At 75.2% G+C, this 14,791-nt stretch carries 13 protein-coding genes and 1 riboswitch; of the genes, 7 read left to right on the forward strand and 6 right to left on the reverse strand.

Annotated elements, in window-relative coordinates; translation table 11 throughout:
- Positions 1–42 precede the first annotated feature (42 nt).
- A riboswitch (cobalamin riboswitch) is annotated at positions 43–123 on the forward strand.
- 54 nt (positions 124–177) lie between these two features.
- Positions 178–3,804 carry a cobaltochelatase subunit CobN gene (gene cobN / locus ACI8AG_RS00465; RefSeq protein ID WP_456595470.1) on the forward strand — a complete coding sequence of 1,209 codons (3,627 nt, stop codon included), beginning with the start codon at positions 178–180 and terminating at the stop codon, positions 3,802–3,804.
- A gap of 67 nt (positions 3,805–3,871) precedes the next feature.
- On the opposite strand, the gene ACI8AG_RS00470 is transcribed toward cobN, so the two are convergent.
- Together ACI8AG_RS00470 and ACI8AG_RS00475 are read right to left on the reverse strand one after the other, a co-directional pair.
- A complete protein-coding gene (locus tag ACI8AG_RS00470; RefSeq protein ID WP_456595471.1) occupies positions 3,872–4,228 on the reverse strand; it encodes a hypothetical protein in 357 nt (118 codons plus the stop codon).
- Positions 4,225–4,656 carry a DUF1622 domain-containing protein gene (locus tag ACI8AG_RS00475; RefSeq protein WP_456595472.1) on the reverse strand — a complete coding sequence of 144 codons (432 nt, stop codon included), beginning with the start codon at positions 4,654–4,656 and terminating at the stop codon, positions 4,225–4,227. The genes ACI8AG_RS00470 and ACI8AG_RS00475 overlap by 4 nt, the downstream gene beginning before the upstream one ends.
- Before the next feature lie 59 nt (positions 4,657–4,715).
- On the opposite strand from ACI8AG_RS00475, the gene ACI8AG_RS00480 reads away from it, so the two are divergent.
- Entirely contained in the window at positions 4,716–5,180 is a 465-nt protein-coding gene (locus tag ACI8AG_RS00480; RefSeq protein ID WP_456595473.1) for an SRPBCC family protein, read from the forward strand.
- Between the two features lie 31 nt (positions 5,181–5,211).
- Entirely contained in the window at positions 5,212–6,087 is an 876-nt protein-coding gene (locus tag ACI8AG_RS00485) for an alpha/beta fold hydrolase (protein ID WP_456595474.1), read from the forward strand.
- Positions 6,088–6,091: 4 nt separating this feature from the next.
- Here the strand turns inward: ACI8AG_RS00485 and ACI8AG_RS00490 are convergent, their stop codons facing one another.
- Positions 6,092–7,102 (reverse strand): LacI family DNA-binding transcriptional regulator, encoded by a 1,011-nt coding sequence (locus tag ACI8AG_RS00490; RefSeq protein WP_456595475.1) that lies wholly within the window; start codon positions 7,100–7,102, stop codon positions 6,092–6,094.
- A 17-nt stretch (positions 7,103–7,119) separates the two neighbouring features.
- On the opposite strand from ACI8AG_RS00490, the gene ACI8AG_RS00495 reads away from it, so the two are divergent.
- From ACI8AG_RS00495 to ACI8AG_RS00505, 3 genes are all read left to right on the forward strand, one after another.
- Entirely contained in the window at positions 7,120–8,310 is a 1,191-nt protein-coding gene (locus ACI8AG_RS00495; RefSeq protein ID WP_456595476.1) for a hypothetical protein, read from the forward strand.
- A 230-nt stretch (positions 8,311–8,540) separates the two neighbouring features.
- Positions 8,541–9,230 carry an AAA family ATPase gene (locus ACI8AG_RS00500; protein WP_456595477.1) on the forward strand — a complete coding sequence of 230 codons (690 nt, stop codon included), beginning with the start codon at positions 8,541–8,543 and terminating at the stop codon, positions 9,228–9,230.
- Positions 9,170–10,198, forward strand: coding sequence for an LLM class flavin-dependent oxidoreductase (locus tag ACI8AG_RS00505; RefSeq protein WP_456595478.1), 1,029 nt, complete (start codon positions 9,170–9,172; stop codon positions 10,196–10,198). The genes ACI8AG_RS00500 and ACI8AG_RS00505 overlap by 61 nt, the downstream gene beginning before the upstream one ends.
- A 49-nt stretch (positions 10,199–10,247) precedes the next feature.
- On the opposite strand, the gene ACI8AG_RS00510 is transcribed toward ACI8AG_RS00505, so the two are convergent.
- On the reverse strand, positions 10,248–10,466 hold the full coding sequence (locus ACI8AG_RS00510) for a hypothetical protein (RefSeq protein ID WP_456588303.1): 219 nt from the start codon (positions 10,464–10,466) through the stop codon (positions 10,248–10,250).
- Positions 10,467–10,623: 157 nt separating this feature from the next.
- On the opposite strand from ACI8AG_RS00510, the gene ACI8AG_RS00515 reads away from it, so the two are divergent.
- The gene (locus ACI8AG_RS00515) at positions 10,624–11,457 is read left to right on the forward strand and encodes an HpcH/HpaI aldolase/citrate lyase family protein (protein WP_456595479.1); all 834 of its coding nucleotides are present in this window, start codon (positions 10,624–10,626) and stop codon (positions 11,455–11,457) included.
- A 22-nt stretch (positions 11,458–11,479) separates the two neighbouring features.
- On the opposite strand, the gene ACI8AG_RS00520 is transcribed toward ACI8AG_RS00515, so the two are convergent.
- Together ACI8AG_RS00520 and ACI8AG_RS00525 are read right to left on the reverse strand one after the other, a co-directional pair.
- Positions 11,480–13,081 (reverse strand): diguanylate cyclase, encoded by a 1,602-nt coding sequence (locus ACI8AG_RS00520; RefSeq protein ID WP_456595480.1) that lies wholly within the window; start codon positions 13,079–13,081, stop codon positions 11,480–11,482.
- A gap of 70 nt (positions 13,082–13,151) precedes the next feature.
- Positions 13,152–14,786, reverse strand: coding sequence for a glycoside hydrolase family 13 protein (locus ACI8AG_RS00525; RefSeq protein ID WP_456595481.1), 1,635 nt, complete (start codon positions 14,784–14,786; stop codon positions 13,152–13,154).
- Between the last annotated feature and the right edge of the window lie 5 nt (positions 14,787–14,791).

Genomic DNA, 14,791 nt, shown 5'->3' on the forward strand with positions numbered 1-14,791 from the left:
GGACCGCCCGGTAGCGTCTGCGGCACAACACGGCAGTGCGGCGAGGAAGCCGGTGCGAACCCGGCGCGGTCCCGCCACTGTGAGCCCGCGCTGCGCTGAGCAGCGGGGGCGAGCCAGACACTCCGGCTGCCGTGCCCGACGACCCGGGGCGCGGACCCCGAGGGAGGCCGCACACACGTGTTCACCCTGCTCTCCACCAGCGACACCGACCTGCTCTCCGCCCGCGCCAGCGGCGCCGACTGGCGGCTGGGCAACCCCGCCCGCCTCGACGCCGCCGGCATGGCTGCCCTCACGGAGGGCAGCGAGCTGGTCGTCGTCCGCATCCTGGGCGTCCGCCGCCAGTACGAGGAGGTGCTCGCGCCGCTGCTGGGCTCCGGCGTCCCCGTCGTCGTGCTGGGCGGTGAGCAGCTGCCCGACGCCGAGCTCATGGAGCTCTCCACCGTGCCCATGGGCGTGGCGACCGAGGCGCACGGCTACCTGGCGCAGGGCGGGCCGGACAACCTCACCCAGCTGCACCGGTTCCTCTCCGACACCGTGCTGCTCACCGGGGAGGGGTTCGAGCCGCCGTCGGTCGCGCCCGACTGGGGGCTGCTCGAGCGGAGCTCCCGGGGGACCGGCCCGACCGTCGCGGTGCTCTACTACCGCGCCCACCACCTGGCCGGGAACACGGCGTTCGTCGAGTCGCTGTGCACCGCGATCGAGGACGCCGGTGGCCGGGCGCTGCCGGTGTTCGTGAGCTCGCTGCGCAGCGTGCCCGGCGACCTGCTGGAGACCCTGCGCACCGCCGACGCACTGGTGGTCACCGTCCTGGCCGCCGGCGGCTCCCGCCCGGCGACCGCGCAGGCCGGCGGCGACGACGGCGCCTGGGACGTCGGTGCCCTCGCCGAGCTCGACGTGCCGGTGATCCAGGGGCTGTGCCTCACCCGCTCCCGCGAGGAGTGGCTCGCCGACGACGACGGGCTGTCGCCGCTCGACGTCGGCAACCAGGTCGCCATCCCCGAGTTCGACGGCCGCCTGATCAGCGTGCCCTTCTCCTTCAAGGAGACCGACGCCGACGGCCTGACGCACTACGTGCCCGACCCCGAGCGGGCCGCACGGGTGGCCGGCACCGCCGTCGCCCACGCCCGGCTGCGGCACACCCCACCCGCCGAGCGCCGGATCGTCGTCATGCTCAGCGCCTACCCGACCAAGCACGCCCGCATCGGCAACGCGGTCGGGCTGGACACCCCGGCCTCGGTCGTCCGGCTGCTCGCCGCCATGCACGGCGCCGGGTACGACATCGGCCCGTTCGACGGCCCCGACGCGCTGCCCGGCGTCGCCGACCTCGACGGCGACGCCCTGGTGCACGCCCTGATCGCCGCCGGCGGCCAGGACGAGAACTGGCTCACCGAGGAGCAGCTGAGCGGGAACCCGGTCCGCATCGATGCCTCCGAGTACCGGCGCTTCTTCGACACCCTCCCCGCCGACCTGCGCGAGGCCATGGTGGAGCACTGGGGTGAGGCCCCTGGCTCGCTCTTCGTGGACGGCTCCGGCGACGACCAGGCGATCGTCTTCGCCGCGCTCCGCGCCGGCAACGTCGTGGTGATGGTGCAGCCGCCGCGCGGCTTCGGGGAGAACCCGATCGCGATCTACCACGACCCCGACCTGCCGCCGTCCCACCACTACCTCGCGGCCTACTGGTGGCTGCGCTCGGTGTTCGGCGCGCACGCGCTGGTGCACGTCGGCAAGCACGGGAACATGGAGTGGCTGCCGGGCAAGACCGTCGGGCTCTCGCCCTCCTGCGGCCCCGACGCCGCCATCGGCGACCTGCCGCTGGTGTACCCGTTCCTGGTCAACGACCCGGGCGAGGGCAGCCAGGCCAAGCGACGGGCGCACGCCACGCTCGTCGACCACATGGTGCCGCCGATGGCCCGGGCGGACTCCTACGGTGACATCGCCCGGCTGGAGCAGCTGCTCGACGAGCACGCCAACGTCGCCGCCATGGACCCGGCGAAGCTGCCGGCGGTGCGCGCGCAGATCTGGACGCTGCTGCAGGCGGCGAAGCTCGACGCCGACCTCGGGCTGAACGAGCGGCCGGAGGACGACCACTTCGACGAGATGATCCTGCACGTCGACGGCTGGCTCTGCGAGATCAAGGACTCGCAGATCCGCGACGGGCTGCACGTGCTCGGCACCCCGCCGTCGGGGCAGGACCGCGTGGACCTCGTCCTGGCGATGCTGCGGGCACGCCAGATCTGGGGCGGCTCGGTCGCCCTGCCCGGGCTGCGCGAGGCGCTCGGCCTGACCGAGGACGGCACCGCCGGCCGCACCGCCACCGACCAGGTGGAGGCGCGGGCCGAGGCCCTCGTCGCCGGCATGGAGGCCCGGGGGTGGACGCCCGACGCCGTGGCCGACGTCGTCCGGGAGGTGCTCGGCCACGACGACGACGCCGTGGCCGCGGTGCTGCGGTTCGCCGTCGACGAGGTGGTGCCGCGGCTGGCGCGCACCACCGACGAGCTGGACGCGACGCTGCACGCGCTCGAGGGCGGCTACGTGCCCGCCGGGCCGTCGGGCTCCCCGCTGCGCGGGCTGGTGAACGTGCTGCCGACCGGGCGCAACTTCTACTCCGTCGACCCGCGCGCGGTGCCCTCCCGGCTGGCGTGGGAGACCGGTTCGGCGATGGCCGAGTCGCTGCTCGACCGGTACCGCGCCGACACCGGCGAGTGGCCCCGCTCGGTCGGCCTCTCCGTGTGGGGCACCTCGGCGATGCGCACCTCCGGCGACGACGTCGCCGAGGTGCTCGCGCTGCTCGGCGTCCGGCCGGTGTGGGACGACGCCTCGCGGCGGGTCACCGCGCTGGAGCCGGTTCCGCTCGACGAGCTCGGGCGGCCGCGGATCGACGTCACCGTGCGGATCAGCGGCTTCTTCCGGGACGCCTTCCCGCACGTGGTGACCATGCTCGACGACGCGGTCACCCTGGTCGCCGGGCTCGACGAGCCGGCGGACGCCAACTACGTGAAGGCGCACGTGGACGCGGACGAGGCGGCCCACGGCGACCGGCGGCGGGCCACCACCCGGGTGTTCGGCTCGAAGCCCGGCGCCTACGGGGCCGGGGTGCTGCCGCTGATCGACTCGCGCAACTGGCGGGGGGACGCCGACCTCGCCGAGGTCTACGCCGTCTGGGGCGGCTACGCCTACGGCCGCGACCTCGACGGCGTCCAGGCGCGGCCGGACATGGAGGCCGCGTACCGGCGGATCGCCGTCGCGGCCAAGAACGTCGACACCCGCGAGCACGACATCGCCGACTCCGACGACTACTTCCAGTACCACGGCGGGATGGTGGCCACGGTCCGCGCGCTCACCGGCCGGGCGCCCGCGGCCTACATCGGTGACTCGACGCGGCCCGAGCACGTGCGCACCCGGTCGCTGTCCGAGGAGACCGCGCGGGTGTTCCGCGCCCGGGTGGTCAACCCCAAGTGGCTGGCCGCCATGCGACGGCACGGCTACAAGGGCGCCTTCGAGCTCGCCGCGACCGTGGACTACCTGTTCGGCTACGACGCCACGACCGGTGTGGTCGCCGACTGGATGTACGAGAAGCTGGCCCAGACCTACGTGCTCGACCCGGAGAACCGGGAGTTCCTGGAGACGAGCAACCCGTGGGCGCTGCACGGGATCGCCGAGCGGCTGCTCGAGGCGGTGGACCGGAAGATGTGGGCCGAGCCGGATCCGGCGCTGCTCGCCGAGCTCCAGCAGGCCTACCTCGACACCGAGGGCGACCTGGAGGGCGGGCAGACGCCGGCGTCGGCGGAGCCCGGGCGGTCCTGACCCCCGGGACCGCGGACCGGGTCAGGGGAGCCGGGTCGTGGCCCACAGGTGCCCCAGGACGACGGTGTCACCGCCGCCAGGCGGGGTGCAGGGCGCGGTGCACCTCGTCCTGCAGCCGCCGCGGGGTCAGGGGCGACCGGCCGGCACGGGGGCCCGGCCCCTTCCGCCACGACGCGGCCCCGTGGCGCAGGGAGTAGCCGGCCAGGTGCCGGATCGCGATCACCACCGCGGCCGTCATGATCGCCTGCCAGCTCGGCTCGCCGGCCAGCCGGAGCAGCCCGGCCGCGACGAGGTGGTCGAGAGTGATCGCGAGCGCCGGAGCCGGCGAACGGGTCACTGCCAGCACCAGCGCGCCGGACAGCAGGGCGAGCACGACGACCACCTGCGCGGCCAGGCCGGTGACCGTGGCGAGCCAGGCGTTCACCCCGGCCGCCCCCGACGGTCCGGCGCCGTCCCGGCCGTGTGCTGCGGCGACGCGGCGTGGTCCGATCCCCGCCCGGACCGTTCGCGGTCCTCCGCGACCTCGCGGCGTTCCTCGGCGATCTCCTTGCCGAGGAAGTAGTTCAGCGCCGTCCGGATGGCCGCGATGGCGGCGAGCTGCCCGATCTCCTCCCAGCTGGGTGCCACGGCGGTGCGCAGGACGTCGCTCGCGAGCTGGAACTCCAGCCCCAGGGCGAGGAAGCGGCCCAGCGTCAGCCGGACCGGCACGAAGCCGTGCACGTCGCGGTGCCGCAGGCCGGCCCAGGCGAACCGGATGAACGCCCAGACGGCGCCGATGATGATCACGGCGGCACCGCAGGCCTCCACGACGACGACGAGCACGTCCACGACGTCCTGCAGCAGCTCTTCCACGCGGCGCGCATACCCGGCGGGCCCGCGCGACCACGCATGGCGCCTGCGAGACTGCGCCGATGAGCGAGCTGCGCCACTCCCGGTCGATCACCGTCGCGACGTCGCCCGAGGAGCTGTACGACCTGGTCTCCGACGTGACCCGCACCGGGGAGTGGAGCCCCGTCTGCCGGGAGTGCTGGTGGGACGAGGGTGCGTCGGGCGCGGTCGGGGACTGGTTCAGCGGGCGCAACGTGACCCCGGACCGGACCTGGGAGACGCGCTCGCAGGTGGTGGTGGCCGACCGCGGCCGGGAGTTCGCCTGGGTCGTCGGCGGCAACCTGGTGCACTGGAGCTTCACGCTCGCCCCCGTCGCCGGCGGGACGGAGCTCACCGAGTCGTGGGAGTTCCTGCCCGGTGGGCTGGCCCTCTTCGCCGAGCGCTACGGGGAGCGGGCCGACGAGCAGATCGCCCTCCGCACCCGGCAGGCGCACGAGGGCATCCCCGCCACCCTCGCGGCGATCAAGCGGATCGCCGAGTCGAGCTGAGCCGGCCCGCGGGCACCCGTAGCCTCCCGGCATGCCGGATCAGACCTTCTCCCTGGACTCCGCCTCCGACGTCCGCGTCACCGCCTACCGGTGGGACCCCGCCGGTCCCGCGCGCGGGATCGTCCAGCTGACCCACGGGATGGGCGAGCACCTGCTGCGCTACGAACCGCTGGCGGCCGCGCTGACCGGCGCCGGCTGGGTGGTGGTCGGCCAGGACCACCGCGGGCACGGCGCCACCGCGCAGGACGGCCACTGGGGAGAGCTCGGCCTTGGCGGCTGGGACGAGCTGGTGCGCGACATCGGTCGGCTCACCGCGCACGTGCGCGCCGACCTGCCGGACGTCCCGCTGGTGCTGCTGGGCCACAGCATGGGCTCCTTCGCCGCCCAGCAGTACGTCCTCGACCACTCCGCCGACCTTGCCGCCCTGGTGCTCACCGGGACGACGGTGCTGGACCTGCTCGAGCCCGCCGTCGACCTCGACGGACCGACGGACCTCTCGGCGTTCAACGCGCCGTTCGCGCCGGCCCGGACCGACTACGACTGGCTCTCCCGCGACGAGGCGCAGGTCGACGCCTACGTCGCCGACCCGCGGTGCGGGTTCGGCCTGGCCGCCGCGGACAGCAGGCAGATGTTCCTGTCGGGGCGGCAGCTGGCCGACCCCGAGCGGCTGCGCGGCATCCGGGGCGACCTGCCGGTGTACGTCGCCGTCGGGGATGCGGACCCGCTCAACGGGCAGCTGGCGCTCGTCCAGGTCCTCGTCGACCGGCTGCGCGAGGCCGGGGTGCGCGACGTGACGCTGCGGGCGTACCCCGGTGCCCGGCACGAGGTGTTCAACGAGACCAACCGGGACGAGGTCATCGCCGACCTGCTGGCCTGGCTGGACCGGGTGGTCCCGCCCGCGGGCTGACCGCTCAGCGGGTGGTGGTGCGCTCGACCACCGTCCACGTGGGCTCCGGGCCGGGCGCGTCGCCCACCAGCAGCCGGGCGCAGCGCCGGCCCTGATCCTGCAGCGACTGCCGCACGGTGGTGAGCCCGGCGGCGGCCGCGCCGGGGGAGTCGTCCCACCCCGTGACGGCGAGCTGGCCGGGGACCGCCCGAGCGGTGGCGCGCAGCACGGCCAGTGCGAGTTGGTCGCCCATGGCGAGCACGGCGTCCGCGGCGGCCGGCAACCGCCCGACCGCCCGTCCGGCCTCGGCGGGGTCGTTCCGGGCCAGTACCACGACCGGGACGCCGGCCCAGTCCAGGCCGGCGGCGGTGACCGCGTCGCGGTAGCCGGCCAGTCGGTCGCGGGTGACCGGGAACGCCGCGGCCCCGGGGTCCGGTCCGAGCACCAGGCCCGGCTCGCGCCGTCGGTCGAGGGGGAAGGAGAGCACCGCGGGACGGGTCGAGCCCCGCAGCCCTACCGTCCCGATGGCTGCCGCGGCGGCCCGGTTGTCGATCGTCACCAGGTGGATGCCGTCGACCGCCGGTCCGCCGTGTACGACGGCCGGGCGGTGGGCGGCGGCGACCGCGGCCAGGACCGGGTCGTCGTCGACGGTCGTCCAGACGACGAAGCCGTCGACGGCGGCCTCCCGGACGCGCTGCACGTCGGCGGGTCCTCCGGTGGTCGGGATCAGCGTGAGCCCCAGTCCGTGCCCGGTGCAGACCTCTGCGATCCCTGCGAGAAAGGCCGTGGCCTGCGGATCGGCGAAGGCGTAGGTGAGGTGCTCGCCGAGGACGACGCCGAGGTTGCCGGCACGGCCGCGGCGGAGGTTGCGGGCGGCGGCGTCGGGGCCGGCGTAGCCGAGGGCGGTCGCGGCCTGCAGCACACGCTCCCGGGTGGCGTGCGCGACCCGGCCGGGCTGGTTGTAGGCGTAGCTGACCGTCATCACCGAGACGCCGGCCGCACGGGCGACGTCGGACATGGTCGGTCTGCCTGCCACGCGGTTAGTCTAGCCATGTGTGTATCGATAAACTCGCCACGTCCCCCACCGCCCGATCGGCCTACCTCGGCTTCACGGCCTTCGGTGCGCTGTGGGGCACGTGGGGGGCGGCCCTCCCCGCCGTGCGGGACGCGACCGGCGTGGGGGAGGCTCAGCTGGGCGCGGCGCTGCTCTGCATCGGGGCCGGCGCGTTGCCGGCGATGCTGCTCGCCGGCCGGGCGGTGGACCGGTTCGGCGGCCGCGTGGCCGGGATCGCGCTCGTGCTCATGGCGGCGAGCGGGGTGGCCGTGGCGACCGCTGCGGCGGACCTGCGCTCGCTGGCGGCGCTGCTGCTCCTGCTGGGGGCGACCTCCGGAGCCGCCGACGTCGGCGTCAACACGGTGGCCGGGGCGACCGAGCGCGCCGCGGGCCGGCCGGTGCTGACCCGTGCCCACGGCGTCTTCTCGACCGCCGTGGTGGCCGGTGCGCTGGTCACCGGCGGTCTCGAGGCGGCGGGAACACCCGTGGGCGTCGCCTTCGCGCTCGTCGTGCTCGTCGCGCTCGTCGCCGCGCGCTCGCTGTGGACCGTGCGGCTCACGCCCGCCGCTGGCTCCTCGCCCCCCGACGCACCGGCTGCCGGTCGCGCGCCGTCGTGGGCACTGCCGCTCGTCGGCACGGGGCTGGTCGGGGCGCTGGCCTTCGCGGTGGAGAACGCCCACCAGTCGTGGAGCGCCGTCTTCCTGGCCGACGAGATCTCCGTCGCCGGCGGCCTGACCGCCGCCGCACCGGCGGTCTTCGCCGGGGTCTCAGCCCTGACCCGGTTCGCGGCCGGCGCCTCAGGCCGGTTGCCCCCCGCGCCGGTGCTCACCGGCGGCGCGGTCGCGGCGGCCGCCGGAACGCTGCTGCTGGCCCGCTCGACGACGCCGGTTCCCGCCCTCGCCGGGCTGGCGCTGGCCGCGGCGGGCACGTCGGTGCTCTTCCCGACGCTGCTCCGCGAGGCGCTCCGGAACATCCGGCCGGAGCTCCGCGGCCGGGCCACCTCCGCCGTCGCGGCGACTGCCTACCTGGGTTTCGTGCTGGGGCCGGTGTACGTCGGTGCGCTGGCCGGCGCCGCGGGCCTGCGGACCGCCGTCCTCGGTGTAGCGGCCCTCGCCGCGGTCACCGCCGTCCTCGCCTGGCCCGTGGCGCGGTGGGGCGGGAAGTCCGTCGCACGGCGGACACCCGGGTAGGGCGGCCGCCGCGCCAGGTCCCCGAGCGCGGCGGTGTCCACGGGCACCGACACACGCTGTCCCTGCACGCTCACGTCGGCGTCGGTTCGCGTCTCCCGCTAGCCCGGCTCCCGGGAGACGCACAGCCGCTCCCCAGCCGGCTCACACGCCGACGGGAGGTCCGCAGCGCACCGTCGGCCCCGGCTGACGGAGGAGGCGGCATGGTGAGCACGGGGCGCGGGGGTGATCCGGTGACCGGGACCAGCCTGATCGTCGTCGCCGGGCTGCCGGGGAGCGGGAAGACGACGCTGCTGCGGCGGCTGCTCGCCCACGACGGTGGCGGTGCCCTCACCGCCCTGGACTCCGAGGACGTCGCGGCCCGGATCCGCGGCACGGACATCGGCGTGCCCTACCGGTTGCTCCGCCCGTGGGTGCACCTGGTGCACCGGTGGGGGGTCCTCCGGCATGTCGCCGGCGGGTCGCCCGTCGTCGTCCTCACCGATCCCTGGACCAGCCCCGGATGGCGGGCGGCGGTGCTGGGGGCGGCCCGCAGCGCCGGCCGGTCGGTGCGGTTGGTGCTCCTCGACGTGCCTTCCGAGCTCGCCCAGGAGGGACAGCGGGCCCGCGGCCGGACCCTGCCCGACGCCCGGATGCGGCGCCACGAGCGTCGGTGGCGCCGGTACCTCGCCGGGCTGGGGGACGCGCCCGCCGAGGCCGGTGACGCGATCGTCGTCGACCGCCGGGCGGCGGCGCGGCTGACGTGGGACGCGGTGCTGGGGAGGAGCACCCCGCCGAGCGGGCGCGCCCCGCGCGGCCGCGGTGTTGACTGGGGGGCGGGACCACCCGGCCCCGCCCCCGACCGAACTCCTGGAGGAAGGCCATGCACGTCGGCGTCGACAGCTTCGTCGCGGCGGTCACCGACCCGCGCACCGAGCGGCTGATCGGCCCGGAGGAGCGGATGGCCCACCTGCTGGAGGAGATCGAGCTCGCCGACCGGGTGGGGCTGTACTCCTTCGGCATCGGGGAGCACCACCGCAGCGAGTACTACGACTCCGCGCCGCCGGTGATCCTCGGCGCCGCAGCGGCGCGCACCTCCCGCATCCGCCTCGGCAGCGCGGTCGCGGTGCTCAGCGCCGCCGACCCGGTCCGGGTCTTCCAGCAGTTCGCCACCCTCGACCTGATCTCCCGGGGCCGGATCGACCTCGTGGTGGGCCGCGGGTCGTTCACCGAGGCGTTCCCGCTGTTCGGGCTGAGCCTCGCCGACTACGACGAGCTGTTCGCCGAGAAGCTGGACCTGCTGCTCCGCATCCGGGCGTCCGAGCACGTCACCTGGTCGGGGAAGCACCGGCCGGCCCTGACCGGTCAGGGGGTGTACCCGCGCCCGCTGCAGGACCCGCTGCCGATCTGGGTCGGCGTCGGCGGCACCCCCGAGTCCTTCGCCCGGGCGGGGCTGCTCGGGCTGCCGCTGATGGTGGCGGTCATCGGTGGCGAGCCGCGGCAGTTCGCCCCGCTGGTGGACCTGTACCGGCGGGCTGGTGAGCACGCCGGGCACCCGCCCGAGGCGCTGCAGGTCGGGCTGCACGTGTTCGGGTTCGTCGCGGAGAGCACCCAGGCGGCGGCGGACACGATCTATCCCGGCTGGCACGAGATGTTCGCGAAGATCTCCCGGGAGCGGGGCTTCGCCACCCCGACCCGGGCGCAGTTCGACGCGACCAGCGGGCCCGACGGCGCCTTCTTCATGGGCGACCCGGAGACCGTGGCCGCCAAGCTGCTGCGGGTGTCCGAGCAACTGGGGGGCGTGGACCGGGTGGCCCTGCAGATGACCAACCCGCGGCTGGCGCACGAGGACCTGCTGCGCGGCATCGAGCTGCTGGGTACCGAGGTCGCCCCCCGGGTGGCCGGGGTCTGACGGCGGCCCGTCGCCCGCCCCCGAGGGGAGCCGGCGACGGGCCGCGGGCTCAGGCCAGGCCCTCGTTGTGCGGCTCGATGCTCGCCGAGGGGTCGACGCCCTCGTCGGCCGCGGGCTGCACGGGGCCCTCGCCGGGCTCGGAACCGGAGCCGGCGGCGGTGTTGCGGGACGAGCGTTCCGGGTCGGTGACATCGGTGGTCGTCGGCGCCTGGCCGATGCGCTTGGCGGCGTCGCCGGTGCCGGTCTGCTCCAGGTCTCCCTCGGTCACGTCTGCTCCTCTCGTTCGGGGTCGTCCGTGCCTGCCCGGCGTACCCGAGGGGGACCGGGGAACACCTGCGTGCGGGGACCGGTCAGGTCATCCGAACGGATCGGCGCGGGCGCGCCGGGCGGTGCCGGGAGCGGATCCGTACGAGGATGGACCGGTGGTGAGAAGCAAAAGGGTCGGCCCCGAGGACGCCCGCTCCTGGTTGCTGGTGAACGGCGCCCGCACGGAGCTGTTCGACGGAGCGCACGCGTCGCGAGCCGATCAGGTGGTGCTGGACATCGAGGACGCCGTCGATCCGGCGCACAAGGGCGAGGCCCGCGACGGGGTGATCGCCTGGCTGTCCCAGGAGGGCAACAGCGCCTGGGTGCGGATCAACGACCACTCCACCCCGTTCTGGGCCGACGACGTCGCCGCGCTCGCCGGGGTGCCGGGGTTGCTGGGCGTGATGCTGGCCAAGGCCGAGGCCGCCGAGCACGTGACCGAGACCTTCGACCGCCTCGGCGGCGCGACGCCGGTCCTGGCCCTGGTCGAGTCCGCGCTCGGCATCGAGGAGGCCGTGAACATCGCCCGCGCCCGCGGTGCGTTCCGGCTGGCCTTCGGCAGCGGGGACTACCGCCGCGACACCGGCACGAGCGCCGACGACCTGGCCATGGCCTACCCCCGCTCGCGCCTGGTGGTGGCCAGCCGCATCGGCGGGCTCCCCGGCCCGATCGACGGCCCCACGGTCAGCAGCAGCCTCCCGGTGCTCCGGGAGCAGTCCGCGGTCACCGTCTCCCTGGGGCTGACCGGGAAGCTGTGCCTGGACATGGAGCAGCTGCCGGTCATCAACGAGGTCATCAGCCCCGCCCCCTCCGACGTCGCGTGGGCGCGGGACTTCCTCGCCGACTTCGACGCCCGCGGTCAGGTGATCCGCGACGGGAGCGACCTGCCCCGGCTCGCCCGCGCGCGCAAGATCGAGCGGCTGGCCGGGGTGTTCGGCGTCGAACCGGTCTGACCGTCGCGCGGCGGGACGGGACCTAGGACGCGACGACGCGGTCCCGACCCCGCCGCTTGGCGGTGTACAGGGCGGCATCGGCCCGGCCGAGCGCATCCGCCGCGGTGGCGCCGCCGCCGGCCGTGCCGATGCTGACGGTCACCGGCAGGCCACCGGTCAGCTCTCCCCACGGGTGCTCCGCGATGGCCCGGCGGAGGTCCTCGAGGTGCCGCGTCGCGGTGGCGGGGTCCGTGCCGGTCAGCACGACCAGGAACTCCTCCCCGCCGAGCCGGGCGACGAACGCGCCGCTCGGGCCGGAGTCCGGACGGCCGTGTGCCTGGAGGAGTTCCGCCACGGTGCGCAGCACCCGGTCGCCCACCTCGTGCGAACACGTGTCGTTGATCTGCTTGAAGTGGTCGAGGTCCAGCAGCGCCACCGTCACCTCGCCGGGGTGCGCGGCCAGCACGCGCGGCAGCTCGTCGTCCACGTAGCGGCGGTTGTAGAGGCCGGTGAGCGGGTCGCGCAGCGACAGTTCGCGGTACCGCCGGCTCTGCTGGCGGGCCTCGGTGGTCTCGTACATGGCCTGCAACGCCCGGGCCCGGGCGTCGCGCTCGGCCGACTGGAGCTCGACGAGCTCGTCGGAGTACTGCCGGTGCTCCTCGTACGCGGCCCGGAAGTCCCCGGCGGCGGCGTGCAGCTCGGCCTTCTCCCGGCGGGCGCGCACGCGGATGGACGTCAGCCCATACCGCTCGCAGCGGCGCAGGCATTCGTCGAGGCTGTCCCGGGCCCGGTCGAGGTGCCCCCGGCGGCGGCGGACCTCGGCGAGGGTCAGCAGGAAGTCCGCGCCTGCGTCACCGTCCAGCGAGGCGTCGAGGACCTCCGGGTGCAGACCGGGCAGCAGTGCGGCCTCGGCGTCCTCCAGCCGGTCCAGCTCCAGCAGCGCGCGGCCGACGGTGTCCAGCCGACCGACTCGGAGGGGGACGCCGTGCCGTGCCGCGAGGTCCTGCAGCTTCGTGCTCCAGACCAGGGCCTCCTCGAAGTGACCGGAGAGGATCTCGCAGTAGGAGCGGTTGTTGAGCACCAGCACCTGCCGGTCGACGTCGCCGATCTCGTCGGCGAGCTGGAGCACGTGGTCGTAGCGCTCCCGCGCGGCGAGGTCGCCGTTGAGCCCCAGGCAGTCGGCCAGCCGGGCGTGGTGGTCGATCCGCTGCTGGGGCCGGACGTCCTCGTCGAGCAGCTCGACGGCGCGGACGGCGTTCTCCAGCGCCAGGGAGAGATCGCCCAGCTCCTGGAACACCGCGGCCAGCACGAAGTGGCTGCGCGCCAGGAGGCAGCGGAAGCCGCGGTCGGCAGCCCAGCGCTGGATCTCCCGGGCCAGCCGGCCTGCCTCGGCGATGTTGCCGCGGCGCCGCACCAGGTCGGCCTGGACCAGCCGGGCGCGCTGTTCCAGCTCGGCCGTCCCGACCTCGCGAGCGTCGGCGAGAGCCTGCTCGGCCCGCTCCTCCAAGCCGTCGTCGTCGAATCGGGAGCGGTCCTCCAGCTCGGCGATCCGCTCCCACAGCCCCACGGCCCCGGCATCGACGGCAGCCGGTGCGGGGACGACGGAGCCGCCTTCCCCACCGGATCTCTCCGCCACGCTGGTCACCGGACCTCCATCGGCCCGTCGCCGCGACGGCTCCAACCCCAGGGCGCGGACATACCCCGTTGGGAGGAGCTCAGCTCTCGGCGAGCCAGATCGCCGTGTGCGGGGGCAGCGCCACGGTGCCCGGTGACCGCCGCACGCTGGTGTTCGACGCCAGCAGCACGGTGCCGCGCGTGCGCACGAGCGTCGTCCCGGTGCCCATGTTGACCACGCACCGGACGACGCTGCCGTCGGCGGCCGTGCACCGGACGGTGAGGACGTCGCCCCGGGTGCTGACCGTGGCCTCGCCCGAGCCGAGGGCCGGGTGGGCCTCGCGCAGCGCCAGGGCGCGGCGGTAGAGGGTCAGCATCGACCCGCCGTCCCGCGCCTGGCGGGACACCGCGTACCGGCTCCACTCGTCGGGGATCGGCAGCCAGGGCTCGGCCGCCGTCCCGGCGGAGAAGCCCACGCCGGGCGAGGGGTTCCACGGCATGGGCACGCGGCAGCCGTCCCGTCCGCTGCGGGCGCCGCCGCTGCGGAAGAAGATCGGGTCGCGCTTGGCCTCGTCGGGGACGTCGGCCTGCGGCAGGCCCAGCTCGTCGCCGGCGTAGACGTAGGCGGAGCCGGGCAGGGCCAGCATGAGCAGCGCGGCGGCGCGGGCACGGGCGGTGCCCACGGCACCACCACCGAACCGGGTGACCTGCCGGTCCTTGTCGTGGTTGCCGAGCACCCAGGAAACGGGTGCGCCCACCTGCCCGAACGCGTCCAGCGCGCTCCGCACGCCGTCGGCGAAGGCCTCCGTCGACCACGGGGACTTCAGCAGGCGGAAGCTGAAGGACTGGTGCATCTCGTCGGGCCGCGAGTAGAGGGCCACCTCGTGCGGATCGGCCAGGCAGACCTCGCCGACGAGCATCGTCTCCGGGTACTCGTCGCAGATCGACCGCCAGCGGCGCCAGACGTCGTGCACCTCGGGCTGGTTCCAGGTCATCGCCTGCTCGGGGCCGTGCCCGAACAGGGTGGGGGAGTAGGCGCCCGGGTTGTCCCGCAGGCCGGCGTCCTTGAACAGGCCGTAGGCGACGTCGACGCGGAATCCGCTGACGCCGCGGTCGAGCCAGAAGCGCAGCGTCCGCTCGAAGTCGGCGGCGACGGCGGGGTCGCGCCAGTTGAGGTCGGGCTGCTCGGGGGCGAACAGGTGCAGGTACCAGCGGCCGTCCGGGGTGCGCGACCACGCCGGGCCGCCGAAGAGCGAGCGCCAGTTGTTCGGCGGCTCCTCCGACGCGGGCGCGAAGTGGTACCGCGACGCCTCGGGGCAGTCCGGGTCGGCCAGCGCGGCCTGGAACCAGGGATGCCGGTCGGAGGTGTGGTTGGGGACGACGTCGAGCACGACCCGCAGGCCGAGCGCGCGGGCCTCGGCGACGAGCGCCTCCAGGTCCGCGACGTCGCCGTACTCGGGGTCGACGGCGCGGTAGTCGACGATGTCGTAGCCGCCGTCGGCACCACCGGAGGGGTAGTGCGGGTTGATCCAGACCGCGTCGACCCCCAGCCACGCCAGGTACGGCAGCCGGGAGCGGAGGCCGGCCAGGTCGCCGATGCCGTCGCCGTTGCCGTCGGCGAACGAGCGCAGGTAGACCTGGTAGACCACCGCCGACCGCCACCACGGGGACGTCGACGTCTGGGCCGCGACCTGCTGCCGGGTCGCGGTCCGCACCGTTGCGAGCCGCACTGCCATGCGAC

It is taken from the genome of Blastococcus sp. SYSU DS0552, from assembly GCF_054050815.1.

What these genes read in the sequence shown, in the direction of transcription:
- ACI8AG_RS00480 (WP_456595473.1), top strand. Translation starts at nt 4,716, where the DNA reads ATGAGCGAGCTGCGCCACTCCCGGTCGATCACCGTCGCGACGTCGCCC.
- ACI8AG_RS00485 (WP_456595474.1), top strand. Translation starts at nt 5,212, where the DNA reads ATGCCGGATCAGACCTTCTCCCTGGACTCCGCCTCCGACGTCCGCGTC.
- ACI8AG_RS00505 (WP_456595478.1), top strand. Translation starts at nt 9,170, where the DNA reads ATGCACGTCGGCGTCGACAGCTTCGTCGCGGCGGTCACCGACCCGCGC.
- ACI8AG_RS00525 (WP_456595481.1), bottom strand. Translation starts at nt 14,786, where the DNA reads ATGGCAGTGCGGCTCGCAACGGTGCGGACCGCGACCCGGCAGCAGGTC.